The sequence below is a fragment of the Tolypothrix bouteillei VB521301 genome (assembly GCF_000760695.4).
Classification (GTDB): Bacteria; Cyanobacteriota; Cyanobacteriia; order Cyanobacteriales; family Nostocaceae; genus Scytonema; species Scytonema bouteillei_A.
This window is the reverse complement of record NZ_JHEG04000001.1, coordinates 6,812,477-6,837,451: the sequence shown is the minus strand read 5'-3', so window position 1 is coordinate 6,837,451 and position 24,975 is coordinate 6,812,477. Positions and strand designations below refer to the sequence as shown.

22 protein-coding genes are annotated in these 24,975 nt (G+C 41.7%); 8 read left to right on the top strand and 14 right to left on the bottom strand.

The annotated features are described in order from the left end of the window. Positions 1 to 681 precede the first annotated feature (681 nt). From nblB to HC643_RS27765, 4 genes are all read right to left on the bottom strand, one after another. The gene (nblB, locus tag HC643_RS27780; protein ID WP_038087831.1) at positions 682 to 1,347 is read right to left on the bottom strand and encodes a phycobilisome degradation protein NblB; all 666 of its coding nucleotides are present in this window, start codon (positions 1,345 to 1,347) and stop codon (positions 682 to 684) included. Between the two features lie 83 nt (positions 1,348 to 1,430). Further along, positions 1,431 to 1,898, bottom strand: coding sequence for a CBS domain-containing protein (locus tag HC643_RS27775; RefSeq protein WP_038087833.1), 468 nt, complete (start codon positions 1,896 to 1,898; stop codon positions 1,431 to 1,433). Positions 1,899 to 1,994: 96 nt separating this feature from the next. After that, a complete protein-coding gene (locus HC643_RS27770; RefSeq protein WP_038087836.1) occupies positions 1,995 to 3,038 on the bottom strand; it encodes a M42 family metallopeptidase in 1,044 nt (347 codons plus the stop codon). Between the two features lie 79 nt (positions 3,039 to 3,117). Continuing rightward, positions 3,118 to 4,536 (bottom strand): S-layer homology domain-containing protein, encoded by a 1,419-nt coding sequence (locus HC643_RS27765; RefSeq protein ID WP_038087839.1) that lies wholly within the window; start codon positions 4,534 to 4,536, stop codon positions 3,118 to 3,120. A gap of 559 nt (positions 4,537 to 5,095) precedes the next feature. On the opposite strand from HC643_RS27765, the gene HC643_RS27760 reads away from it, so the two are divergent. Continuing rightward, a complete protein-coding gene (locus HC643_RS27760; RefSeq protein ID WP_038087842.1) occupies positions 5,096 to 6,283 on the top strand; it encodes a histidine kinase in 1,188 nt (395 codons plus the stop codon). Positions 6,284 to 6,558: 275 nt separating this feature from the next. Here HC643_RS27760 and mutT read toward each other — a convergent pair whose 3' ends face one another. The 5 genes from mutT to dpsA form a co-directional block, all read right to left on the bottom strand. Then, positions 6,559 to 6,969: an 8-oxo-dGTP diphosphatase MutT gene (gene mutT, locus HC643_RS27755; RefSeq protein ID WP_038077697.1), complete on the bottom strand. Its 411-nt coding sequence runs from the start codon at positions 6,967 to 6,969 to the stop codon at positions 6,559 to 6,561. A gap of 177 nt (positions 6,970 to 7,146) precedes the next feature. Beyond that, on the bottom strand, positions 7,147 to 7,482 hold the full coding sequence (locus HC643_RS27750) for a DUF760 domain-containing protein (RefSeq protein WP_038077694.1): 336 nt from the start codon (positions 7,480 to 7,482) through the stop codon (positions 7,147 to 7,149). A gap of 216 nt (positions 7,483 to 7,698) precedes the next feature. Further along, the gene (locus tag HC643_RS27745) at positions 7,699 to 8,655 is read right to left on the bottom strand and encodes an RNA polymerase sigma factor, RpoD/SigA family (protein ID WP_038077692.1); all 957 of its coding nucleotides are present in this window, start codon (positions 8,653 to 8,655) and stop codon (positions 7,699 to 7,701) included. A 575-nt stretch (positions 8,656 to 9,230) separates the two neighbouring features. After that, complete coding sequence (gene carB / locus HC643_RS27740) at positions 9,231 to 12,560, bottom strand: carbamoyl-phosphate synthase large subunit (RefSeq protein ID WP_038077690.1); 3,330 nt, start codon at positions 12,558 to 12,560, stop codon at positions 9,231 to 9,233. A gap of 564 nt (positions 12,561 to 13,124) precedes the next feature. Beyond that, positions 13,125 to 13,679 carry a DNA starvation/stress protection protein DpsA gene (dpsA, locus tag HC643_RS27735; protein WP_038077686.1) on the bottom strand — a complete coding sequence of 185 codons (555 nt, stop codon included), beginning with the start codon at positions 13,677 to 13,679 and terminating at the stop codon, positions 13,125 to 13,127. Between the two features lie 434 nt (positions 13,680 to 14,113). Between dpsA and HC643_RS27730 the strand changes: the two genes are divergently transcribed. Both HC643_RS27730 and HC643_RS27725 read left to right on the top strand, forming a co-directional pair. After that, positions 14,114 to 14,374, top strand: a complete 261-nt coding sequence (locus HC643_RS27730; protein WP_072040833.1) for an Asr1405/Asl0597 family protein — start codon at positions 14,114 to 14,116, stop codon at positions 14,372 to 14,374. A 66-nt stretch (positions 14,375 to 14,440) separates the two neighbouring features. Beyond that, on the top strand, positions 14,441 to 15,151 hold the full coding sequence (locus HC643_RS27725) for a (2Fe-2S) ferredoxin domain-containing protein (RefSeq protein WP_038077695.1): 711 nt from the start codon (positions 14,441 to 14,443) through the stop codon (positions 15,149 to 15,151). Between the two features lie 204 nt (positions 15,152 to 15,355). On the opposite strand, the gene HC643_RS42665 is transcribed toward HC643_RS27725, so the two are convergent. Next, entirely contained in the window at positions 15,356 to 15,604 is a 249-nt protein-coding gene (locus HC643_RS42665; RefSeq protein WP_050046795.1) for a hypothetical protein, read from the bottom strand. A 191-nt stretch (positions 15,605 to 15,795) separates the two neighbouring features. Here HC643_RS42665 and iscB point away from each other — a divergent pair, with 191 nt between their 5' ends. Further along, complete coding sequence (iscB, locus tag HC643_RS27715; protein WP_050046796.1) at positions 15,796 to 17,169, top strand: RNA-guided endonuclease IscB; 1,374 nt, start codon at positions 15,796 to 15,798, stop codon at positions 17,167 to 17,169. 33 nt (positions 17,170 to 17,202) lie between these two features. On the opposite strand, the gene HC643_RS27710 is transcribed toward iscB, so the two are convergent. Beyond that, positions 17,203 to 17,946 (bottom strand): ATP-grasp domain-containing protein, encoded by a 744-nt coding sequence (locus HC643_RS27710; protein WP_038083003.1) that lies wholly within the window; start codon positions 17,944 to 17,946, stop codon positions 17,203 to 17,205. A gap of 61 nt (positions 17,947 to 18,007) precedes the next feature. Beyond that, positions 18,008 to 19,999 (bottom strand): serine/threonine-protein kinase, encoded by a 1,992-nt coding sequence (locus HC643_RS27705; RefSeq protein ID WP_038083002.1) that lies wholly within the window; start codon positions 19,997 to 19,999, stop codon positions 18,008 to 18,010. Positions 20,000 to 20,147: 148 nt separating this feature from the next. Here HC643_RS27705 and HC643_RS27700 point away from each other — a divergent pair, with 148 nt between their 5' ends. After that, positions 20,148 to 20,591 (top strand): NADAR family protein, encoded by a 444-nt coding sequence (locus HC643_RS27700; RefSeq protein WP_038083001.1) that lies wholly within the window; start codon positions 20,148 to 20,150, stop codon positions 20,589 to 20,591. An 11-nt stretch (positions 20,592 to 20,602) separates the two neighbouring features. Here the strand turns inward: HC643_RS27700 and HC643_RS27695 are convergent, their stop codons facing one another. Continuing rightward, positions 20,603 to 21,265 (bottom strand): class I SAM-dependent methyltransferase, encoded by a 663-nt coding sequence (locus HC643_RS27695; protein ID WP_038083009.1) that lies wholly within the window; start codon positions 21,263 to 21,265, stop codon positions 20,603 to 20,605. Between the two features lie 118 nt (positions 21,266 to 21,383). Between HC643_RS27695 and HC643_RS27690 the strand changes: the two genes are divergently transcribed. Next, on the top strand, positions 21,384 to 22,475 hold the full coding sequence (locus HC643_RS27690; RefSeq protein ID WP_038083000.1) for a tetratricopeptide repeat protein: 1,092 nt from the start codon (positions 21,384 to 21,386) through the stop codon (positions 22,473 to 22,475). Positions 22,476 to 22,479: 4 nt separating this feature from the next. Here the strand turns inward: HC643_RS27690 and HC643_RS27685 are convergent, their stop codons facing one another. Next, positions 22,480 to 23,166 (bottom strand): phosphoribosyltransferase, encoded by a 687-nt coding sequence (locus HC643_RS27685; RefSeq protein ID WP_050046797.1) that lies wholly within the window; start codon positions 23,164 to 23,166, stop codon positions 22,480 to 22,482. A 168-nt stretch (positions 23,167 to 23,334) separates the two neighbouring features. Here HC643_RS27685 and HC643_RS27680 point away from each other — a divergent pair, with 168 nt between their 5' ends. Both HC643_RS27680 and HC643_RS27675 read left to right on the top strand, forming a co-directional pair. Then, the gene (locus HC643_RS27680) at positions 23,335 to 24,030 is read left to right on the top strand and encodes a uracil-DNA glycosylase (RefSeq protein WP_038082998.1); all 696 of its coding nucleotides are present in this window, start codon (positions 23,335 to 23,337) and stop codon (positions 24,028 to 24,030) included. 159 nt (positions 24,031 to 24,189) lie between these two features. Continuing rightward, positions 24,190 to 24,972 (top strand): TIGR04255 family protein, encoded by a 783-nt coding sequence (locus tag HC643_RS27675; RefSeq protein ID WP_038082997.1) that lies wholly within the window; start codon positions 24,190 to 24,192, stop codon positions 24,970 to 24,972. Positions 24,973 to 24,975 lie beyond the last annotated feature (3 nt).

Sequence of the window (24,975 nt, the reverse complement as noted above, 5' to 3'; positions counted from 1 at the left end):
TTTACCTCAAAAACATAATTTGGTTGAAATCTTGTCTGGTAATAGGATAAAAGAAGTTGAAGCCCAAATAAATTTTGCGATCGCGCCTCTCAATCTCTCAAAATCTTCTTATTTCCTCAAAAAATCGAGCCCAAATTGCTGTGGTTTTCCGATAAAGTGCTAGAAAAATTTGTACTAATCTTTGGTATATTTTTATAAAAGTACTAGTATAAAAATATACTCAGTAAACATGGAAAATTTGAGACCGATCGATCTCGATGGGCGATCTTGCTCTGATAAAACAAATAGTGTTAGTCACAATTTATGTCGAGACGTGCTGTTTGAAGCGTTTTTCTCCAGAGCGCCCCTCCACTCCTACGAGCCTCAACCACCCAATATTTTAAGGCGAACTCGGTAGTCGTAGTAAGGTGGGTACCACCCATCAACACCAATCTACGATGTGGTGGACAGGTAGCATGCTGCTATCAACAAGTGAAGGATTGACTATACCAAATAGATGATTGCTGAATCCAATATTGAATGGAATTGTTGGGTTTCGTTGCGAATGGCACGCTTGTTAAGACACAACCCTTGTCCTGACTGGTTCCCAGTCTGGAGGCTGGGAACGAGACAGAATAAGACTTTAGGTTGGTTTCGTTGCTTAACCCAACCTACCTCTGCTGAATCCAATATTGAAAGGTATTAAGACTCGTTCAAAGACTTTTTCGCTTCTGTTGCGACAGCTTCGATTTCATCCTTTGCCAAAGTTTCTAACACAGATTTGGCATCTGCACTACCCAAACGCCTTAAAGCTTGCGCGAGTCTGTAGCGAACTTGCCAATCTGGATTTGTAACAAACGGAACCAAAAGGGGAACTGCTTGTGGATCGCCTAACTCTCCTAAAGAACCAATTGCAGCCGTAATGACTAGCTCATTATTGGAAGCAAGTGCTTCTTTGAGCAACTCAAAGGCTCTTGGATCGCCTAACTCTCCTAGTGCAGCAATAATGCTCAATTGAACAATCCATTCTTTGGTTGTGCGGTAAACCTGTTGTAAATCTTGAAAAGCTTCCTGTAGCTTAAGCGCACCCAAACAATCTGCTGCAGCTGCTTGTACGTCAGCTTCTGGATCGTTGAAAAGGCGATCGCGCAACACGTTTAAGGTTAAATCTAAATTTTGGTCGCCTAAAGTATCTAATTGACTCACGGCTGAGTAACGCACGCGAGAATTGCTGTCGTTGATAGCAGTTTGAATTAACTCATAACCTACAGTTGGTTCCAATTGACGAACAAGATTTACTGCACGCAAGCGATCGCCCAAATCTTGCGAGCTAAGCATTTGCTTAACAGATTCTGGAGTAGTGCTCATTTTTAGTTATTGGTTATTGGTTACTGGTTATTGGTTAGTGGTTGATGATTAGTGGTTAGTGGTTGACAACTAACAATTAACCACTAACTTTCTTGACTTGCTGCCATTGCTCGGATAATGTCGCCACGAGTAAGAATACCAACGACTTGACCCTCGCTATCAAGTACTGGAAGACGGTGAATGTTGCGATCGTGCATGAGTCTGGCTGCTTCCGTGACAGTTTTGTCAGGAGAAATTGTGATGGGGTTGTGACTCATAACTTCGCCAACTGTTTGCCCTAGTGCTTTATGTAAGTCACGTTCGTAATTTGCGGGATTCTGTAAATAGATAACGCTGTCCAGAAACATTATGTAAGCCGGAGGTGTTACCCCTGTTTCTTGCCACATTAAATCCGTTTCTGAAATAATGCCTACTAATTTCCCGCTATCATCCGTGACGGGTAGTCCGCTGATTCGTCGCTCTGCCAAAATTTGAATAGCTTCCTTTAAAGGAGTTTCAGGTCGCACAACAATTGGGTTATGGCTCATTACATCGGCAACGGTTTTAGGCATTTGCTTGCTGTCACTCTCTATTCATGTCATTGCCATCATTGTATGTAATTGCCGTAGCACTAACCCTCTTCCTATTCACACATTTTAACCAAAAACTCAGGCGAACTCGGCTTCACAAAACGCTTGCAATATATCAATACAGTTTGCGATCGCTCCCAAATGAGCAATTTCATATCCATGGGTATTTTGAGTGGGAAACGCCAAACACGCACCACGGGACACATGACCAAACTTCATTGCAATGGACGCATCGCTGCCAAAACCGGTGATGACTGCTAACTGCACGGGTAGACCGAGTTTTTTGGCGCAGTGGCGTAGTTGTCCGTTGAGTGTTTCATCATAAATTCCATACCCATCTTGGGAAAGGATGACAGGATGTTTCCCATCATCAATTGGGTATTCTGAGGAGAGAGGGCAAATTTCTAAAGCTATCAGAGCATCCAAGCGCTGGTTTTGAGTGAAGAAAAGCGCCCCAATTGCCCCGACTTCTTCCTTTGCTGATGCTACTAGATACACATCAACTGTTGGTTGTTTAATCTTTTCAGCTAGAGCTAGCAAGATGGCAATTGAAGCTTTGTTATCCAAAGTGTAGCTGGCAATGTAGTTGTTTAACCTAATGGGTCGCTTGCGATGCTTGCCAACCACCATTCTAGTTCCCGGTCTAATACCTGCCGTTTCTAGTTCCGCAGTTGTACATTTTGTTTCAATCCAAGCATTTTCCCACTTGAGCGGAGTATCTTCCTGCTGTACCTTCTGTGGCGATTCATGAGAGACGTGGCGGGAACCAAAACTGAGAATACCGCTAATGGTGGCATTGTCGCCGAGGAGATCGACAACTCCTTCACCATAAACCCAAGGAAAGGCTCCGCCCAATTTGCGAACCTCGACTCGACCGTTATCACCAACACTTTTGACAATGGCACCGATTTCATCTTTATGAGCGGTGATAGCGATCGCTCTTGTTGAATCTCGTCCTTGAATTTTAGCGATGATATTGTCAGCACGGTCTTGCCATACTTCAACACCCAACGCTGTAAATTGCTGCATCAAGAACTGATTGATTTCTTCTTCCGCACCACTAGGAGAATGGTGCATGACCAATTCTTCTACGATTGCAAACAGTTTATTGTCATCCCACATACAGTGACCCGCAACTAACGATCGACGATTTGTCAACCCCTACACTAACCTTGCGGAGGTAGGTAAACGGTGAGTGATGTTAATTAGGTGGACGCTTAACCTTTAAGGCTTCAGCTGCTGATATTCCCTCACTTTGAGTTCCAAAGTACCACAAAGTTGCTGCCGCCTCCGCACGAGTGACTGGCTTCTTTGGCTGAAATAGAGTGGTGTACCCAAAGACACGATGGATATTTGATTGTTCGGCACTCTGACGATCTGCCAGAATTGCTCCCAATGCTTTGGGGTCTATTTTCCCTGCATCCTGAAAACCCCAAGTTTGCTTGATAGTTTCTAAATTGGCATTTGGTAAGGATTGGCGTGTATCCAAAGGAACTTTCCACCAAATCAATTGTTCTCGTGTCAGGGGTGCGCCGGGACGAAACAAGACTGCTGTAGTCTCTCCTGATAAAGAACTGGGAATTAATCCAGCTTCGGCTAATCCCTGAATTACTGGGAAATCTGGGTCAGTTCTGGGAACATCACTAAAAGCGGGTTGGGAACCTCCCGAGGCTAAGCGAATTTGTTTGGCTGGATCGCTGGCATACATATTATTGTTAGCAGTGACTAGCCAACGAGCATAATCCCGTCGCGCAATAATTTTATTTGGTTCAAATTGGTTGGTTGCAATACCTTCATTGCTCTTAGCAGCATTTGAGCTTACAGATAAAACGCCCAACTCTGCTAAATCTCGAATATATCTTTGGAATTCTTGAGGTGCTTTGGTTAAATCGCTAAACTCTTGAGGATTAGACGCTGCTGTGGTGTTGGGGGTACTGTTGGTTGGTTCGTCTGTGGTATTTGGTGTGGCTGTTGGTTGTTGCGAGCGCACCGGACCGACAAACTGGGATTCACCTGGTTGTGGAACTTCCGTTGCAGTTGTTTCGGGGGTAGAGGTAGGAGTTGGGGTAGCTTGCGTTATTTCTGTAGAATTTGGTTGGTAGTCAATCAGTATCTCTGTAGAGGTTTGTGGTTGATTGGGTGAGGCATTAGTGATTGTTTTTGGTTGAATGGAAATTTTGAGTGACAGGCGATCGCGCCGCGCCTCAATCAAATTAAATTGCTCGTTTGACTGTTGTACGATTTGCCAGTTGTTTGCTGGAAGTTTTTGAATATAGTAGCTAGCAATGATATTGCTGGGGTCAATGCTTACCCAACGAGTTGATGATGCACCCGGTTTTTCGTTACTAGGTGGTATCACTTCTTGCAAATTGGCATTGGGATATAAAGGGATATCCTTGGGAAAATCAGCAGGTAAGTTAACTGTTGCGCGATCGGTTTGCTGTTGTTGGTTACTGCTTGCTTGTGGAGAACCAAGACTCACCGGGTTACTGCTGAGCTTTGGATCTGCTGCCAAAGACTGCTCAATTTCTTTGGCAGTTGGACTATTAGCACAGGCTGTTAACGCAGCTAGTAGAACAGCCACACCTATCAAAACAACCGGACGTTTACTTTGCAACACGGACAACCATATATGAGCAGATCAATTTCTACAGTAGCGTAGAGTCAACTCAGTTTTCCCAATCCCCAACCCTCAATCTCTTAACGTTATCAGCAACTATCTTAGGTGGTAAACTGAGATCAAACCCGCTCTTTGCCTCTAAAGATGGACAAGGGTAAAGTTCGCTGATAATTCCGTGTAACCAATTTGGGAATGTTGTAGCGAACTACCATGTGCTATATAATACTTAAAAATATCAGTGTGAGTTCTTGTATCAATCAACCAGCGAACGTACATTGAGTATACCTTTGAGCTTGGCAAAACAGATGGTTCAGAGCAATTATTGCCCTCAAAGGAGTGGTATGGATAATTTTTAGGAGAAGATCTGGTCAAAATAAAACTAGGAAGCTAAAAAGAATGTATCTCTTCTTAAAAACCAGTGTGGGATAGGACTATGAAGAATCTAAAATAGATATTAAGTTAGAAAAAACAGAGCAACTATTCCATCGACAACCGCCAGTCAATTTTACGAATACAATTACGCGTCGTCGGTTTGTTACCAGTGCTGAAACACGATTACATGCAACTTTCCCAGGATCGGCCTATTTATTCTGAGGCTCCACTACAGCTGCTACTTTTTGTCGATGGACGCCCAAAGTCCAAACAGCAAGTACAGCGAATCCTTTCATACTTAGAAGAATTACAGGCTGACTATAAGTTTGAACTACAGATCGTAGATGTAGGACAAAAGCCTTACTTGGCGGAACACTTTAAACTGGTAGCAACGCCAGCTCTCATCAAAATCCATCCGGAACCAAGACAAATTTTGGCTGGTAGTAACATTACGGCTCAATTGAAAACTTGGTGGCCTAGGTGGCAAGCTGGTGTAGATGCGTATTTAGAATTACAAAACGATTTCAAGGAAAATACGGAAGACAATAATCTTGTTAAGGATGGTCAGTGTACGATCGGCTCGTTGGCTGTTTCCGAAGAACTTTTACACCTCTCTGATGAAATCTTTCGCTTAAAACAAGAAAAAGAAAAACTAATTGAGCAGTTACAGTTCAAAGACCGAGTGATTGCTATGTTAGCTCACGACCTTCGCAACCCCCTCACTGCAGCTTCCATAGCTATAGATACCTTACAATCTAACTTCAACTTAGAACACGGTACTTTTGACCGCATCACACCAAAAATGACGGTACACTTATTTAAACAAGCTCGCAGCCAAACCAAGATCATAGATAGGATGATTACCGATCTTTTACAAGTTGGTCGCGGTAGTGAAAAGGAATTTTACATTCAACCTCAAAAGATAGATTTGGGCAAACTTTGTTTAGAGGTCCTTGAAGAAGTACGCGATCGCTACACAGCCAAATCTCATGTGCTTACAAAAGACATTCCAAAAGACTTACCCAACGTTTATGCCGATCCAGAACGCATACGGCAAGTGTTGATGAATTTATTAGACAATGCTATTAAGTATACTCCAGAAGGAGGTACTATTGCGGTTTCCGGCTTGCACCGTACCACTCAGAAAGTTCAATTTAGTGTTGGCGATACAGGTCCGGGTATTCCCGAAGAAAATCGAGAACGCATTTTTGAAAATCACTTCCGGTTAGAAAGAGATGAAACCACCGAAGGTTACGGCATTGGTTTGTGTTTGTGTCAGCGCATTATCAGAGCCCATTACGGTCAAATTTGGGTAGATGCTGCTCCTGAAGGTGGAGCATGGTTTCACTTTACATTACCAGTATATCCAAATTAGCTAATAGCTAATAGCTAATAGCTAATTGCTAATTGCTAATAGTGAGACAAGAGAAAGTAGGCGGTGAGTTCAGTGCTGTGGGCGGGTTTCCCGCACCCTGACAACTTCACCATCAGCCATTAGCCATTAGCCATTAGCCCTCCCTTGTTCGCCAGTCCCGGTGGTCGCGGGAAACCCTCCTATGGCGCATTCGCGCCACGCTTTGCTATCAGGGCTGGACTCACCATTAGCCATCAGCTATTAGCCATTAGCTATTAGCCATTAGCCATTAGCCATTAGCCCTTCCTCAAAACCTCAATAATTTGAAGATTGGCTTCGGGAAAGGTAAATGTTTCTAACTCACCTACATTTACCCAACGAACTTCATCACATTCAATAGGTTGCGGAATCCCTGAAAGATGACGACATTCATGAACTGTTAGAGTCACTCGTATGTGAGTGTAGGTGTGGTCAATTGTCAGTAAATGTTTGCCAACTTCAATTTCAATCCCCAGTTCTTCTTGTATTTCGCGCTTGATGCACTCAGAGACTGTCTCGTTTGGCTCGACTTTACCTCCGGGAAATTCCCACAAACCCCCCATAGCTCCCTCTAGACGTCGGCGATCGATTAAAATCTGCCCTAGGTCGTTTTTGATTATGGCAACACCTATAATTTTATGAGGTACGGAAGACTTTGTTTCACTCATCTGTTTTTTAGAGTACACAAAAATACAACAAAACTCGGCAATTATACACGTTTTTGCCGAGTTTGTAATTTACGGAGTTTGCACGGGACAACTCTAGATTTTTGCCATTGTTCCCCAAGCAACTTATAAAATTAACGATTCTCACTGTTCAATTTCTTTTTGGGATTGGTTGTCACTTCATTCCTCGTTACTTTCAGTATTTTGCAGAACCATTTCAAAATTCATTCTTTGTTCTACGTTACGTAAAAAATAACCACTAATCATGGCAGAGGCAAGCAGGCGACCTAAATGTTCGCGGTTAGTCGTGATGGTAACCCCAAAGTGTTCGGAAGGTAAGTTCCCTAATATTCCCATAATGTTACGCTCCATTGCTTGGAAAACTTCTGGAGAAGTAGGTTTGGATAGCTGGGTAACTATATCTGGGCTTAGAGATTTAACATACTGCAATAACAAATTGCCTGTTTCTGACTCACCGTTAAAGAATTCTGAGACTCGGTTAGATGGGTTACTCACTTTTACCTCCTTTAAATACCACAGTTGTGGTCAAAATTACTTAGGTCAAAATTGCCTGTTTGGATATGGACAATGCTTTCGCGTTGTGTACCCCTATCATCTAATGTAACAAAGTAAGTTTTGTTTTGGGAGTCGTTGTAACCGTACTGCGAGTAACGGATTTTTCACCTCAGCCTCGCTAACCAATCACCAGTGACTAATAACGAGAACGAGTCATTAACTTGCTAAGTATTCATTCATACCAACTTTGGATTTACGGAGTTTATTGAGGGCTTCTCTCTCAATTTGCCGCACTCGTTCGCGGCTGATGTTAAGAAGTTCGCCAATTCTGGAGAGTGTTAGCGCTTGTCCGTCATTTAAACCAAACCTTAGGGATAAAACTTCTCTTTGTTGTGGTGTCAGTTCCGCCATAAGACGATCCAAATCGTTAGATAAGGATGACTGGGTAACAAAGTCTTCCGGAGAAGTGCCTGGATCTTCCAACATTTCCCCTAGTTCTGTATCGTAGTTATCACCCAATCGCAAATCTAAGGATAATGGTAACCTTGCTTTTTCGAGATACTCTCGCACTTGTCTTGGAGTTAGTTCTAATTCTTTGGCGAGTTCCGAAGCTGTAGGAGCACGTCCCAATCTTTGGGATAATTGACGCTGTGCTTTCTTGATTTTATTGAGTTTTTCTGTTATGTGAATCGGCAATCTGATGGTACGCCCTTTTTCTGCGATCGCACGAGTAATCGCTTGACGTATCCACCAATAAGCGTAGGTAGAGAACCGATATCCTTTTGTGGGGTCAAATTTTTCTACACCCCGTTGCATTCCTATGCTACCTTCTTGTATTAGGTCAAGTAAATCTACGTTGCGCTTGATATATTTTTTAGCTACGGACACAACCAGTCGCAAATTTGCTTCTACCATCTTGCGTTTCGCTACTTCGCCATCTGCTATGGCTTCGTTCAACTCTGCAGGTTCTAGTTGTGTTGCGCTTGCCCACTCTTCTAGAGATGGTTGACGATTTAATTGAGTCGTTAACGATTCCCTGATTTCATGTAATGCTGTTGAACGCTGTACTTGCTTTCCATAAAATATTTCTTCCTCGTGCGACAGGAGGGGCACTTTGCCAATCTCACGTAAATAAGTCCGCACTAGGTCTGTAGCTGTCTGAGCGGTCTTCATGGCGCTACTCTTGTTTTGATAATTGGGTTTAATAGTGGGGGTTAGATCTGATAGATGCCTTCTAGAAGTCTAATTCCAGTGTTCTTCACCGGATACTAATGCTGTGATTCGCAACTGACGCACAAGGAATGCTTTGCGGCTATTGGTCATCGTATTTTTGTTCTTAACTGCAAAAAGTTACAGTGATTTCACATTTTTTACAAGTATCTACAGTTAGATAAATAGTCCCCTAGCAAACACTTTTTATTTTTTATTATTAATTACTGTAACATTTATGATAACTGCTTGGCTAGCTGTAAGTTTAAATTTCTTTTACCTACAGGTCATTTAAGCCAAATATCCTCCTTCACAGGATTTATAGCCTTATTTAATAAATGTATCTTGAAAAAGAAAAATTTCTAAGATTTTTAAAAAAAATTCAATATTAACTATAAGTATTTCTCTATTAACTTTATTTAATTTTTACTTAAGATCGCGGTTAATGCGGATTAGGGGTTGGGGGTTGGGGATGAGTGGATTGGGTAGGCGTTCTCCCTTGTCCCCCTTGTCCCCTAATCTCTCTTATTCTCCCGCGTCTAGTTCCCAGCTGCGATATTGTAATCTTGAATAACTTTCACGTCCAAAGTTGTACTTTGAAGCGAACGGATTGCAGCGACAGTCGCTTTTGCCCCAGCAATCGTAGTCACGATGGGGATTTTATAAGCTAACGCTGTTCGGCGAATGAGTTTAGCATCACTGTAAGCATCTTCTCCAGATGGCGTGTTAATAATGAGTTGAATTCTGTGGTTTTTGATTGCGTCTAAAACATGAGGGCGTCCTTCGTGTAGTTTTAGCACTAACTCAACGTCTAAACCATTTTCCTCCAAGTAGCTGCGAGTTCCTTGGGTCGCCATAACAGAAAAACCTAAATTAATAAACTCTTGGACAACAGCAACTGCAGCTGCTTTATCGCGATCGTTCATCGAGACAAACACTGTTCCACTTAAGGGTAAACGTTCTCCAGCACCCAGTTCTGCTTTGGCAAACGCACGTCCAAAATCCTTATCGATACCCATGACCTCACCTGTAGAACGCATTTCGGGGCCTAAGATGACATCAGTACCGGGGAATTTATTAAATGGCAAAACAGCTTCTTTAACTGCTATATGATCTGGAATGACTTCTTTAGTAAAACCTAGCTCCTTCAAAGTTTTACCGGACATAATTAAAGATGCTAGCTTTGCCAACGGGACACCTGTTGCTTTGGAAACGAATGGAACAGTACGGGATGCGCGGGGATTGGCTTCAAGGATATAAACCTGAGGCGAATATGTTTGAGAACCAACAATGGCAAACTGGATATTCATTAATCCCACAACATTTAGCGCCTGTGCTAATTGCGTTGTCCAAGCACGAATTTTTTCTAAAACTAATGGTGGTAACGAAATGGAAGGTAAGGTACAAGCAGAATCTCCAGAGTGAATGCCCGCTTGTTCAATGTGTTCCATTACACCGCCTATGACGACTTGCCCCGTATGGTCGGCGATCGCGTCTACATCGACTTCAATGGCATTTTCCAGAAACTTATCAATAAGAATTGGATGTTCTGGCTCTACTTGTACGGCAAAGGTCATGTAACGTTCTAACTCAGTATCGGAATAGACAATTTCCATTGCCCGTCCACCCAACACGTAGCTAGGACGCACAACAACTGGGTAACCAATGCGTTTGGCGACAATCAGCGCATCTTCATAGCTCCGAGCAGTTCCATTTGGAGGTTGGGCAATATCCAAGTCTTTGAGAATCTTTTCAAACTTCTCCCGGTCTTCAGCCATATCAATAGAATCAGGTGAAGTTCCCCAGATTTTTGTGATTGGGGACAAGGGAGAGGGGGTAGATAAGGAAGAGGGGGTAGATAAGGAAGAAGATTCTCCTTTGTCTCCAGTCCCCAGTCCCTGTAGATATTTTTGCAAGGGTACTGATAACTTTAACGGTGTCTGACCGCCAAACTGTACGATCACCCCAACGGGGTTTTCTGCCTCAATAATATTAAGCACATCTTCTCTTGTAAGTGGCTCAAAGTACAGGCGATCGCTTGTATCGTAATCAGTAGAAACGGTTTCTGGATTGGAGTTGACCATGATTGTTTCGTAACCCGCATCTTTTAAGGCAAAGGCTGCGTGACAGCAACAGTAGTCAAACTCAATACCCTGTCCGATGCGGTTGGGACCTCCTCCCAAAATCATCACTTTGGGTTTGGTGGTTGCTTCAACTTCGGTTTCTTCTTCGTAGGTAGAGTAGTGGTATGGAGTAAACGCTTCAAATTCAGCCGCACAAGTGTCTACTGTTTTGTAAACTGGAATAACTCCTAGCTGTTTGCGGTATGTACGCACTTCATCTTCTGTTGTTTTAGTCGCGTAGGCAATTTGGCGATCGCTAAAACCCTGGCGTTTCACCTCAAACATCTGCTCTTTTGTCAATTGCTGTAAAGGAGTCCGTTTGAGGAATTTTTCCACCTCTAGCAATTCCTGCATTTTATCGAGGAACCAGGGGTCAATTCCCGTTAACTCGTAGATTTCCTCAAGAGCCATACCCAACAGCATGGCATGACGGACGGCAAAAATGCGTTCGGGGTTTGGTGTTCGCAGATGGGCGCGAATTTGTTCGCCACTGGGCAATTTTTCTTTCATGTCACAACCCCATCCCCCACGTCCGGTTTCTAGGGAACGCAACGCTTTTTGAAATGATTCATTGAAAGTTCGCCCAATTGCCATTGCTTCCCCTACTGACTTCATTTGTGTTGTCAGTACTGCTTCAGAACCGGGAAACTTTTCAAAGGCGAAACGCGGAATTTTCGTGACTACATAATCAATCGTTGGTTCAAAAGAAGCTGGGGTTTTCTTAGTGATATCGTTGTTGATTTCATCTAAGGTGTAACCGACAGCCAATTTTGCTGCCATTTTAGCGATGGGGAAACCAGTTGCTTTAGAAGCCAGCGCCGAACTTCGGGAAACACGGGGATTCATCTCAATAATAACGACATCCCCATTGATGGGATTGATGGCAAATTGAATGTTGGAACCACCCGTTTCGACTCCAATTTCGCGGATGATTTTAATTGCCATATCCCGCAGGCGCTGGTATTCCTTATCAGTGAGGGTTTGGGCTGGAGCAACGGTGATGGAATCGCCTGTATGGATACCCATTGGATCGAGGTTTTCAATGGAACAGATAATCACAACGTTATCTGCCAAGTCGCGCATGACTTCCAATTCATATTCTTTCCAGCCGAGTAGGGACTGGTCGATCAGAATTTGTGAAACTGGGCTGGCATCAATACCGGCTTGTGCCATTTCTGCAAATTCTTCCTCATTGTAAGCAATACCACCCCCCGTACCACCTAAAGTAAAAGCAGGACGAATAATCAAGGGATACGTACCAATTTTTTTGGCAACCGTTTTGGCTTCTTCTAAAGATGAAGCTGTACCGCTAGGGCATACGTTTACCCCTATCTTGAACATTGCTTCGTTGAACAGTTTTCTGTCTTCAGCTTTCTCAATAGCTGGTAGTTTGGCACCAATTAACTCAACACCGTATCGTTCCAACACGCCATTTTTTGCCAAAGTTACAGCAATATTGAGGGCAGTTTGTCCTCCCATTGTTGGGAGAAGGGCATCGGGACGTTCTTGGATGATGACTTTTTCCACCAACTCTGGTGTTAGCGGTTCGATGTATGTGCGATCGGCTGTTTCTGGATCGGTCATAATCGTGGCAGGATTGGAATTGACCAACACCACTTCATAACCTTCATCGCGTAATGCTTTACAGGCTTGGGTACCAGAGTAGTCAAACTCGCTAGCTTGTCCAATTACGATGGGACCGGACCCTAGCAGCAGAATCTTCCTGATGTCGTCACGGCGGGGCATAGTTGTTGCCTTCAAGTACAGAGAATATAAGACTTGATTATTGTAAGGGTCTTACAGATTTTTATTTTGCCGCTTTTTGTAGGTTTTATGACAGATGGTGGGTAATGGGCATGGGACATTGGGGAAGATGGGCGTCCCCTCTGGGGATGAGGGCTTAGGGTGGACGATGCCCATTTACATTAAATGTGTGCCACCTTACCCACAAGAAGCGGTAATTTTAGAGCGACTAGAGGGCAATTTCCAATTTCCAATCCCAAACTTTTTGCAATTATTTTGCATTTACACTGAAGATTTTTCTCAAAAAAAGAGTGTTTTTTTTTAAAGAGTATCTTCAACCAGAATTTAGACTTTTCTTAACATTGGGAAAAAATCTAAATAAGAATAATTGCTAACTAGCTTAATGAATCTTTTTTGAGATTAAATATTATGTTTTTTTGTAGATTTTCATGAAAAATGGCAGAGAGGTAAATTTTCATCCTCTCTGCCATTTCTTATACTTGTTTAAGAACGAGTATTCGTAGCTTTTTTAAGTCTTGTGTTAGATAGCTCTATATTATGAGTGCTTTAGTTTTGAGCGGGTTGAACAAAACCTAAGGTTAAGCTATCCTTAGCCAGGAAGTGAGCTAGGTGGTAAGCTCTTTCTTCAGTTTTTAACAAGATTTTTTCGTACAAATACCGTGTAGCACGATCGCCCAAACTCTCAGCCTGTGCTGCTTGACGGCGAAGAACACCGATAATTGCTTGCTCTGCCTTCAGGTCATTTTCTACCATTTGACGGCTAGAGAAGACGCCATCAGCTTCAGGCTCAAAGCAGCACAATTCCGCTAATTTGCTAAAGGTTGCAACTGGCACTCCACCCAGTCCATCCAAACGTTCTCCAATATCATGGACGTGTTCTTGCGCTTGACCGTAGCTTTCGTTGAAGAACTCATGCAGCGAGTAAAATTCTGCGCCTTCAACTACGAAATGATGCTTTTGGTACTGCAAGTACAGTGCTTGGAAACTGGCTAACAGGACATTAAACCCTTCACAAACTGGCTCAGTTACACTTTTGTCCAGGAGGACAGGATTGTCATAAACATGACCAAAATTACGTAACACAGTTTGCGTTTCAGACATGGTTTTCCTCGCTTTATGGCAGTCGCAGTTTTTAACTGCTTTGGTCTTTACATATTAACATTTTAAAAATAATAGCAAGCCCTATCAACATCAAAGAATTTTGACCTTTTTATTTAAAGAATCCCAGATGTATCTTATATATTTTTATTTTAGTAGAAAAATGTAATATAAAGCACTGACACTATCAAGAAAAAATGTTATGGAAACACCGACCGAGGAGACAAGGGGATAAGGGACACACGAAAGATAAGGAAGAATAACTCTACCTCAATCCCCAATTTCCAAGACTTATCTCATTTTTTTTCAAAAATTACTGAGAAAAGTTTGCACTTAGGTTATCCTAATGAATAAAGCTTAGCTTCCACAATCAGAAAATAATGGAAGCAAAAGCGTAGTAGTTACTGCAAAACTATTGCACATTTAGGGGGATTGTCTTGAAACCGTTAACTTCGCAACCACATGAGGAAAAGTACAATATAGAGGTCAATAGAGCAGACCGATGGCAGATATATCATCGTTTGCGGGAGTTAGACATTCCCTGTTGGTGTGAGACGAATCAGCCGTTAACAGTTGACATTAACAATGTCACGGCTGCCATTCAAATTTGGAGTGTTGTGCGGCAATCTACAGCCTCACGTCGAGAGTTAGTATCAACTCTAAAAAAGTGCTGGCAAATTCGCTATCGGCAGTCATAGGCGCGGAAACTACTGCTAATAAGTACCATGCTGAAATTAAAGTCTTTGTTGAACAGAGGTAAAAAGATGGGGAAAAGTCACATGACAGAAGTTTCAGAATTCCGTCTGGAGGGGCGGTTTCTAGATTTTGTTATCAAAGATGGCTATAAGCTAAAAGGCTTGCTGTTAGACACTTCTGAAGGTGAATGCTACGTTAAACTAGCCAAACACCTACGCATTGCTTTTGACTTGCGCTTACAAAAGGGGACTTGGCTGCAAATTGTGGGTGAGAAAAAGCACGATTTAAAAACGGGTGAAGTCAAGCTCAAAGCTTACCAAGTGATGGCAGCCCACGTTGAGACAAGGGAACAAGGAAACCAGGGGACAAGGGAAGAATCTATTTCCTTGTCTTCTTCTTTTTCTAAGTCTCCACGTGCTGATATCCCTGCTTCCCCGTCTCATGAAGTTAAAACAAAAAAAGCCACTATACTGGTGTGCCAAAAATCAGACTGCATGAAACGTGGTGGTAAGCAGCTTTGCCAAGCACTAGAAGCCTCTGTAAGTGCGCGTGGTTTGGAATCAGAAGTGACAATTAGAGGCACGGGTTGCATGAAAAATTGCAAAGCAGGACCAAACTTAGTGATGCCAGACAAAACCCGCTACAGTCGGATTCAAGCTGCACAAGTCCCCGCGCTTATGGATAAGCATTTTTCTCCTCAAAATGCAGACAGCGACAACGAAGTTATTTTGCCTGTCGCTAAGTTAGCGGATGCTGATGGTTGTCTACCTACTTCTTAATGCGAATATATACTAATGAATTTTTCGGTATTAATTTTCAACTACTCATCCGTAGTTGTTGCAAAATCTTTGCAGGGTGGGAACATTGTTTGAGACAAACGGGCAAGGTGCAATACCCCTATCATCAAGGCTCATTCTTGTTAGCGATAAGCCTTGATGATAGGGGTATTTAAAATTTTGTATAAAAAAATACTATTATAGCGGTTATCGGCTGAGTGCAGTACACTCACGAAGTCTAAAACCACAAATCAACGTACCGTCAACGCATATAGTACGTTGATATCCTGATGGACCCATAATGATGATATTTCCCTTGACTAATTCCATGCGATAGTCAGGATGTTGTTGCTGCATTTTTTCCAAGTCTTCAACTGTTAGAGAGAAGTAGGCAAAACGAAGGAATTCGTAGTGAAACTGAGTAATTCGGTTAACTGACTTCACCAGACTCAGCATAGAACTGTTGATTCTATGTTACCTGCAAAGGTTTAAGTCCGCTTTTAAATGATGACTTAATGGGATTTGCCAGTCCCAAGCGTCGGGGGAGGAACATGGCTACTTTGTTATAGCGCAACACCGAACCTTTTTAAGAAGTTTAAAAGCAGTGTCGAGGCAAACTACACCCCAAGAGGGAGATTCATCAAACGATGATTACCAATTCTGTATTCGTTCTGAGTAAAAATGGCTTAATACTAAAACCAACAACACCAGCAAGAGCGAGAATTCTTCAAGCACAGGGTAAAACTAAAAAGATGAAATTATTTCCATTTACTCTAATTTTAGAAAAAGAGGTGAATGAAAATGTAGAACCCTATTTAGAACTTCGCTGTGACCCAGGTAGTAAATTTACTGGCATTTCTCTAGTAGATTTAAATAAGAATGAAGTCATCTGGGCAATGGAACTAGAACATCGCGGATTAGCCATTAAAATGGAATTAATTAAACGTGCTGGTGTTCGACGTTCTAGAAGAACCAGAAGACTTCGCTATCGTCAAAAGAGATTTGATCGCAAAAAGCCAGATGGATGGCTAGCACCTAGTTTACGCCATCGGTTGTTAAGCACTCAGACATGGATTAAACGGTTGCTGAAAATAGCACCAATTAAATCAATAGCAATTGAATCGGTTAAATTCGATCTGCAAAAATTGGAAACGCCTGATATCGAAGGGCTCGAATATCAGCAGGGGACATTATGGGGCTACACCTTACGTGAAGCATTGCTTGAGCATTGGGATAGAGAATGCGTTTATTGTGGCAAGACAGATGTCCCCTTACAAATAGAACATATCAACGCACGAAGTAAGGGAGGTAGCGAACGCTTCTCAAACCTGACATTATCATGTGAAAAATGCAATCAGAAAAAGGGGAATAAGCCTGTGGAGCAATTTCTCAAGGATCAACCAGAAATCCTTAAAAAAATTAAATCACATCAGAAAAAATCACTATCAGATGCTGCTGCTGTCAACTCTACTCGAAAAGCTATATTTGAGATGGCACATAAATTCGGATTAAGAGTAATTAGTGGAGACGGTGCATCTACTAAAATGATTCGTATTCAAAGTGGATTACCCAAACTTCATTGGATCGATAGTGCTTGTGTGGGAACATCAGAAATAGTTAAATTGCGAATATGTCAACCATTGCGGGTTACCTGTAAAGGTCACGGCACTAAACAAGTACAAAGAATGAATGCTAAAGGCTTTCCTGCTATAGCCAGCATTAAAAAGAATCCCATTACTGGCAAAAAAGAAGTTAAGTTAGTTAGCACAAATCAGAAATATACTCATGCGACAGCTAGTGATTATGTGATTTGCAATCTGCTAAAAGAGCGCAAACATATTAAAGCAGGAATTTATCGTGCCAGAGTTAAAACTCCAACTCCTAAAGGAGTAGAGGTACTAATTAGCGGTCATCGAATTGCAATTGACCAACAATACGCTAAACTTATTCATCGCTCCGATGGCTATGAATACAGTTTTGCTACGATTGACCAGGATTTACTTCGTTTTAGAGCTATCTAATGGCTTGACATAAAATCCCTCAAAGCCCGATCTTTATTTTATAAGTTCCTCCCATCTTGCTAAAATCATGTCGGTGTAGTTTTGCCGATCGATTGTGTATGCTCCGAGCGCAAAACCATCATTCATTTCCACCAAAGCAGTTTTTCCGGAAGCTAAAACTCCAAAATCAATTGCGTACCCTGCATGGGATTCTCCCGCACTGTCAAGCGCTTGGATCGCGCAGAGCACTTTTTCTGTATCTAATGGAACATCCGCATTACCACGGTAACAATCGCAACTTCTAATTTGCGATCGCACAACGTACACTCGATACTCGCTCACCCAAGACACAACTTCCGAGCACAGTAACTTTTCTTGACGCGACACTCCATAAACTTGCCAAAAATCGTATTCCGATTCCAAGATAAAACCTGTAAAACGTTTGCGACGTGTAGCAGGTTTAACAAATGTCGGAGGATACACACCGTTGCGAAATCCCACTTCTAACTGTTCGAGAGTAGAGATCCATGTACGACGGTGCATGAAGTTGATAAGCGAGGTTGGATAATCGTTGGGTTGTGGTTCTGGGATACCAACCTGTTTTAACGCTCCCAAAACACACGGTATATCGCCAACAACTAAAGATTCGCGATCGAGCGGAAGTTGTCTCCTACGGATACGCTTTTCAGTATAAAACGTAATTGGGATACCTCTTTCCCTCAGTTCCTCAGTGACAAGTTGCTCTTCGTGTCGGAGTCGTCCGTTACCTTGTTCTTGAATGAAAGCTTTGGAAATCAATATTTTTTAACTAAAGATGTTATACAAACCCGATTTTTCCATGATAGCGATCGCACCCAGTTTAAGGAACTTGCCAAATCTTAATGGTCTTATCTTTGCTACCACTCACTATCTTTTTACCATCTTGACTAAAAACCACAGCAAAAACTTCTTGCGAATGACCTTTAAAAGTTTTTATTTCTTGTCCCGTGCTCAAGTTCCAGAGTTTGACAGTTGTGTCATCACTTCCCGTTGCAATTTTTTCGCTATCAGGACTAAACGCAACAGCATTCACATCAGCCGAATGACCTGTGAGAGGAGGACGTAATTCTCTTCCTGTATTCAAATTCCAGACTCTAATGGTTCTGTCATCGCTAACACTTGCTACAATCCTCCGCTCCGGACTAATAGCAACGGCATTTACATCCCCTAAATGTCCGTTTAAAGTTCGTAATAATTGCCCGGTCTTGACATTCCAAATTTTGACTGTTCTATCTGTACTACCACTAGCAATAGTTTGACCATCTGGGCTAATAGCAACAGACAAAACTTCTCCTTCATGTCCTTTTAGAGTGTGAATTTCTTGACCTGTCTTTAAATTCCAAACTTTAATTGTTTTGTCATAGCTACCACTGATAAGAGTTTGGCTGTCTGCACTCATAGCGACAGAATTAACATAACTAGAATGTCCTATAAGTGTGCGAATTTCTTCCCCCTTATTTACATTCCAGATTTTGATTGTATTGTCTTTGCTTCCACTTGCAAGAGTTTGACCGTCAGCACTCAAAGCAACAGAATAAACAAATTCTTTATGCCCTTTTAAAGTACGAATTTCTTTTATCTTGTTTAAATCCCAAATCTTTATAGTCTTGTCATCACTACCACTTGCTAATAATTCTGTCGAATTTTGTTTGTCAAACGGGGCAATATTTATTTTAACAGCCAGAGAATTAATGTCACCTAAATGACCAATTAAAGTTGGTGTATTTCTCTGATTTTGCCAATATAAAAATCCTCCCAAGCCCATTATAAATACGGCAAAACTTCCCAGTAAAGTATGTTTTTTAATCTGTATTTTGGGTTGAATAACTGTACTGGGATAGATAGATAAATTTTTAGGATTTGTTGATATTAAAGTGTCTGCAATCTCTTGTGGAATCGTTTCTAATTTTGGTTTACCGCAGCAATCTTGTAAGACTTCATCTGCCGATTGATAGCGGTTTTCTAGATTTTTTTGTAACAGTTTATCTAGCACGCGCTCCAATTGCGTGGATATAGAAAATCTGAGGTGTTGTTGCCACTGAGCTACCCAACTATATCCATCTTCTATATACAATTGTGATGGGTGAACTCCAGTGAGTAAATAAAAGCACGTGACACCCAAACTAAACAGATCGCTAGCAGGATGTGCAGAGCCATATTTCATTTGTTCCATTGGTGCATAACCATAGGAACCAATAGTTGTTCCTGTTTTTTCTAAAGAATTTTCTGTTAACTGTTTGGCAACACCAAAATCAATCAGTACTAAATTCCCTTTTCTTTTAGGAGAGAGACGGCGGATAATATTTTCTGGTTTAATATCTCGGTGAATGACTTGATGTTCGTGAATGAATTTGAGAATGGGTAGTAATTCACCCAAGACTTCCCAAATCTTCTCTTCACAGAAAAGCCCGTGCTGATTCAATTCTTGCCGTAAAGTTTGCCCTTCAATAAACTGCTGTACCAGGTATAGATAGTTTTCCTGTCTGAAGTAAGCATACAAAGTTGGAATTTGTGGATGTTCTCCTAACTGTTGCAAGCGTCGCGCTTCTTCTTGAAACAGTTCGGTGGCTTTTTGTAAAGCACTGGTTCCTTGAACTTGGGGTGCTAGTTGTTTGACAACACAGTGCTCTTTGAGTTTATCTTCATCTTCAGCCAGAAAAGTTCTGCCAAATCCTCCACCCCCCAACGGCTGAATAACGTGATAACGGTTTCGCAGCAGCGAGATCAGTTTTGTCCCACAATTTTGGCAAAATTCCGCACTATCTGGATTCAAAGGCTTTTCACAACAGAGATTAAAGCAGTAGATCGCCATCGGGTATTAAAGAGCCATTGTTCTTTAATATTATGTTCTTCCGTTCATCGTTATCGCATTTGCGATGCTAATTTATTTTGCGAGTTGCTGTCGGGCTTGGCAACCTTTTTTAAAGTAATTTATAATACATAAAAAATCTAAATTACTTATGACTGTTTATTTTTACAGCACTCGTGAAGAATATGGCTGTTTTTCTAATTTTTCACCTCATGGTTTTGAATTAGATGGTCTCTACTGGTATACGAGCGAACATTATTTTCAAGCACAAAAGTTTGTAGGTACGCCTCATGTGGAACAGATCCGCCTAGTAAAAACACCTAAAGAGGCTGCTAGAATGGGACGAGAGCGGAAGCGCCCTTTGCGTTCGGATTGGGAAACAGTGAAAGATGGCATCATGAAGAAGGCTGTGCTGTGTAAGTTTCAAACACATACTGATATCAGAGAAATTTTGCTTTCTACGGGGGAAGCAGAACTTGTTGAGAACTCACCTATCGATTACTACTGGGGTTGCGGTGCTGATGGTAGCGGTAAAAATATGTTAGGAAAAATCTTAATGGAAGTTCGAGAAATATTGCGTCATAGCGATCGCTAATGGGCTGTTGGTTAATTTCTGTACTGTCGTTCTATAGTCCAATGACAGTCACTGGACTGATAAACCTTAACTCCTTCTAAACCTGCTTGTAGAACGAGCTGATTCACCTCTTCTACAGTTAGTGCTGCATAGAGAGAATCGCGGAATAGTTTTTTCTGGTGTATATCGTATTCTGGACCAACAGTCTCAACCAAAGTGTTTATTGTTATCTCATCATCAGGTCGAACTAAGTCGCGAATAAAGATACCACCGTTAGGTTTTAGAACACGTTGAAGTTCTTTGAAGAAAGGTAACGGGTCGCTTAAATGATGAACGAGACTATTTGATATAACCATATCAAACTGCCCTTCAGCGTAAGGTAAGTTTTTCACGTCCACCAATTCCAAAGAAATTTGCTGTTGCAAAAGTGCCTGCTGAACGTGTTGTGAAGCAATTTGTAACATAGTTTGTGCCAGATCGACAGCGATAATTCTCCATTGCGGACGAATTTGACACATGAGGACGGGAATTCGACCCGGACCGGTACCAGCATCTAGTACTACAGCTTGTTCTGAGGGTCCAAGAGCGATCGCCTCTCGAGCAAACGCAGTGTTGACCTCCAAGAAATTCATGGCATCATACTCCATGGATTCTTCGAGATCGTCCATCACTTCCGGTTCTAGTACTCTATTGATAGTCATTGGTTTGGTGGTTGGTGGTGGCGAACGGGTGATTTTTACCTTCTCTTGATGAAAGATGCAACTTAATTTTGGGAAGACTAAATACATTACCACTATTAACAGAGAGCGGTCGATGTGGAAAGGCGGATGGAATCTTAGCTCAAAAAACACGGTTCCCTTGCAACCACCTGCGGCGTACCTAAAAGCAAGGAAACCTGAGGCAATGACTCAGGATGTTAGCCAAAATTTACAAGAGGAAGTACTGGTTCCACAGGCGCAAGACGACCACTCTTTGGAAGCCTACAGACTTTTGCGTCAAGGAATTCAACAGCAACAAAGTGGTGATTTGCCTGTAGCTATGAAATCCTTACAAGAATCTTTAGCACTTTTTCAAGCAGTTGGAGATTGTGAAAGACAAGCACAGGTACTTTCTTGTTTGGGATTGATAGCTTATACCTTGGGAGACTACAAAAGTGCGATTTCCTACTCCCAACAGTGTTTGGGTGTGGCAAAAGATGTCACGGATTTGCGGATTCACATGCAGGCGTACTCCCATTTGGGCAATGCTTATCGGCATTTGGGGGACAATTATAAAGCAATGGAGAGTCTCCAAGAGTGTTTGAAAATAGCCCAACAACTACAAGACAAGCGCAGTGAGGTTGCAGGGCTGAATAATTTGGGATTGGTTCATAAAGCATTGGGTAACCTTTCACAAGCAATCGAACTCAAGCAGCAAAGTCTGGAAATTGTACGGGAACTCCAGGATCACTGGGGAGAAGAGCAAGTCTTGAAAAATCTTGGCAATGCTTGGTATGCGTTGGGGGATTATGGCAAAGCGATCGCTTACTACGAACAGTGTGTCAGAATCGCCTATTCTCTCAATAACCGCCGCAGTGCAGCGCAAGTGTTAAAAAATTTGGGTAATGCTTGTTATGCAATAGGGGACTATGCCAGAGCTATTGTTTATTATGAAGAACGTTTGCAACTTGCAAGAGACATCAAAGACAAACGCAGTGAAGAACAGTCTCTGGGTAGTTTGGGAGTCGCTTGTGAAGCTTTGGGTGATTATGCTAAAGCCATTACATACTACGAACAACGTTTGGAGATAGCAAGAATTCTTGGCGATCGCCGTAGCGAAGAACAAACCCTTAACAGTCTAAAGACGGCTTGTTATGCTTTGGGTGACTATGCTAAGGCAATGAAATATCAAAATAACTATGAATGATAACTTATAAAGTTTTATTATTGATAATTTTTAATAATTCTAGGGCTTCTTGTGTTTCTACTTGCGGAAATTTTGAGTAAAAATGGCTGACGCTCAAGAAATTTTTTGGTGTTGCTAAGACAATTAAGCGATCGCCCCACAGACGCAGCCAAGGTAGCAATTTTAGGGGTGCTACTGGGGAACAAAACCAAATCTCTGCAGGATTGAGTGCTCTTAAAGACTTTGCGGCTACCGCTATTGTCATACCCGTAGCAATACCATCATCAACCAAAATGAGCCTAGCACCCTTAGGATCGACTTGGGGACAAGCGGATTCTAATCGCACTTGAAGAAAGTGCGCTTGTTCTATGGCAGAATTTAACGCAGCTTCTTTCAACTGCGGAGATGGTATTTTACGAAAGATCCCTTGCTCTTGCCAAAGAACATTGCCTGAAGCGGTCACCGCACCAATTGCTAACTCAGGATTTTCTGGATGGCTAATTTTTTTTGCCACTTCTACCGTTAGCGGACAACCCAATAGACTTGCGATCGGAGATGCAACTGGTATTCCTCCTCTTGGTAAAGCATAAACTATTGTTCTTTGCTTCACCCCAGAGTCAATAGTTTGCTGGGTCACAATGTTGTGAATTTCCCGCGCTAGTTTTTCACCAGCTTGAGTGCGATCGGCAAAAAGTAAATTTTTTTGTGGCATGATTCTTGCCAGCAGATGAAAACGCCAATTGCTTTTATGATGACTGATTTTTGCTCAAGTGTATGGATGCGATAGGATGTTAGTAAGTAACAAAATTCGGATATTGAAAAGCAAAGTTTGTTTGTTTACAGCAGCTTGCATCCGAACAAATCAGATATTTCTATTTTCATGAGTAGCGAACAACAACTTAGCCTCTTTGGCGAATCAGACTTTGAGCAGTCTCAGTTTGACCAAAAAGAGTTAATTCCCACGAGTGTTAAGATTCCAATTCCGCGTGGAATCTACGCCAATGTAACTGAAATAGCACAACATTGCAACCAGTGCCATCGTTGTGATTTAGGTGACACGCGTACCCACGCCGTTGTGGGACGAGGCAATTTGAAAGCACCAATTATGATTGTGGGAGAAGCACCAGGTCAAAACGAAGACGAAACAGGATTGCCATTTGTTGGTAAGGCAGGACAATTACTAGAGAAAATTCTTGCCTCAGTCAAGCTAGATTCTGAAAAAGATGTATACATTTGTAATGTTAATAAATGCCGACCGCCAGGTAATCGCGTTCCAACAACAGAAGAGATGGAAGCTTGTAAACCCTATCTCATGGAGCAAATTCGCCTAGTCGATCCAAAAATCATTCTTTTGACAGGTGCAACTGCTGTCAAAGGAGTCATTGGTGACAAGCGGGGTATTACTCAACTTCGTGGCAAATGGATGGAATGGGATGGGCGTTTGTGTATGCCAATTTTTCACCCCTCCTACTTGTTGCGTAACCAAAGTCGTGAAGTCGGTAGCCCCAAGTGGTTAATGTGGCAAGATATACAAGCAGTCCGCGCCAAGTTTGATGAAATTCAGAATAACAGCTAACGAAAAATCTCCGACATTTTACCTTTCAGGGGCAGGGTTCCGGAATGCTCTCTGCCTCAGAGAACTTGAAATGTGGTACATATCACTGACTAATCGGTTAGAAGTCGGCTAATCTAGAGTAGAGAGATTGTTCTAATTGGTTATCGATAATTTTAAAACATGAAGCTCCCAAACTATGAAAGAGTAATTTACGAGTACAACCCTCTTATTGAGGTTATTGCTCAACTTAGATTTCCGACTATTTTAAGAATTACAAGTCAACAACCTGTAGATTTTCAAGATAGTGTTAGGTTTGATTATCCCATCTTTGAAGCCTCTAGAAACTTACCAATACCAAATGAACTTTCTAATCTTCTTACTCAGTTTAGTTCAAACATTACCAATGACTTGACGTATCATTTCAAATCAGAAGATCTAAGCTGGCAATTATCTATAGATAAAGATTCTATAACTCTTGTTACTACAAAATATGAAAGATATGAAAATTTTATTAAAAAATTCAAAATAGCTGTAGAAATTTTTGAAAAAATATATAATCCATCATTTTATTCAAGAGTAGGATTGAGATATCGTGATTTAATCATTCGCTCAAAACTAAATATTCAAAAAGAATGGGCTGAATTAATACCCAAACATATCGCTTCGGAGCTATACACTCCAGAAATAGCTGACTCTCTTCAAAATTTCATCAAAAATTTACAGATCAAAACTGAATTTGGTCAGGTCAATTTTAATCACGGGCTTGTTATGGTTAGAGATACGGAGAAGGCAGTAGATGAAACAGCTTATTTACTAGATGCAGACTTTTTTACAGAAGGTAAGATAGAGAGAGGTGAGTATCTTTGGAACATACTCAATCAATCTAATCGCACAGCTAGGAATCTCTTTCGCTGGAGTATTACTGATGATTTGTATAGAGCAATGCGACCTCAATCAATATAAACC

Bases quoted from the DNA above. Each gene is read 5' to 3' on its own strand.
- HC643_RS27760 (WP_038087842.1), top strand. From the start codon at position 5,096: ATGCAACTTTCCCAGGATCGGCCTATTTATTCTGAGGCTCCACTACAG.
- HC643_RS42665 (WP_050046795.1), bottom strand. From the start codon at position 15,604: ATGCTGAGTCTGGTGAAGTCAGTTAACCGAATTACTCAGTTTCACTAC.
- HC643_RS27745 (WP_038077692.1), bottom strand. From the start codon at position 8,655: ATGAAGACCGCTCAGACAGCTACAGACCTAGTGCGGACTTATTTACGT.
- HC643_RS27700 (WP_038083001.1), top strand. From the start codon at position 20,148: ATGACTGTTTATTTTTACAGCACTCGTGAAGAATATGGCTGTTTTTCT.
- HC643_RS27775 (WP_038087833.1), bottom strand. From the start codon at position 1,898: ATGCCTAAAACCGTTGCCGATGTAATGAGCCATAACCCAATTGTTGTG.
- nblB (WP_038087831.1), bottom strand. From the start codon at position 1,347: ATGAGCACTACTCCAGAATCTGTTAAGCAAATGCTTAGCTCGCAAGAT.
- HC643_RS27685 (WP_050046797.1), bottom strand. From the start codon at position 23,166: ATGCCACAAAAAAATTTACTTTTTGCCGATCGCACTCAAGCTGGTGAA.
- HC643_RS27690 (WP_038083000.1), top strand. From the start codon at position 21,384: ATGTGGAAAGGCGGATGGAATCTTAGCTCAAAAAACACGGTTCCCTTG.
- iscB (WP_050046796.1), top strand. From the start codon at position 15,796: ATGATTACCAATTCTGTATTCGTTCTGAGTAAAAATGGCTTAATACTA.
- HC643_RS27770 (WP_038087836.1), bottom strand. From the start codon at position 3,038: ATGTGGGATGACAATAAACTGTTTGCAATCGTAGAAGAATTGGTCATG.
- carB (WP_038077690.1), bottom strand. From the start codon at position 12,560: ATGCCCCGCCGTGACGACATCAGGAAGATTCTGCTGCTAGGGTCCGGT.
- HC643_RS27680 (WP_038082998.1), top strand. From the start codon at position 23,335: ATGAGTAGCGAACAACAACTTAGCCTCTTTGGCGAATCAGACTTTGAG.
- HC643_RS27675 (WP_038082997.1), top strand. From the start codon at position 24,190: ATGAAGCTCCCAAACTATGAAAGAGTAATTTACGAGTACAACCCTCTT.
- HC643_RS27705 (WP_038083002.1), bottom strand. From the start codon at position 19,999: ATGGCGATCTACTGCTTTAATCTCTGTTGTGAAAAGCCTTTGAATCCA.
- mutT (WP_038077697.1), bottom strand. From the start codon at position 6,969: ATGAGTGAAACAAAGTCTTCCGTACCTCATAAAATTATAGGTGTTGCC.
- dpsA (WP_038077686.1), bottom strand. From the start codon at position 13,679: ATGTCTGAAACGCAAACTGTGTTACGTAATTTTGGTCATGTTTATGAC.
- HC643_RS27725 (WP_038077695.1), top strand. From the start codon at position 14,441: ATGGGGAAAAGTCACATGACAGAAGTTTCAGAATTCCGTCTGGAGGGG.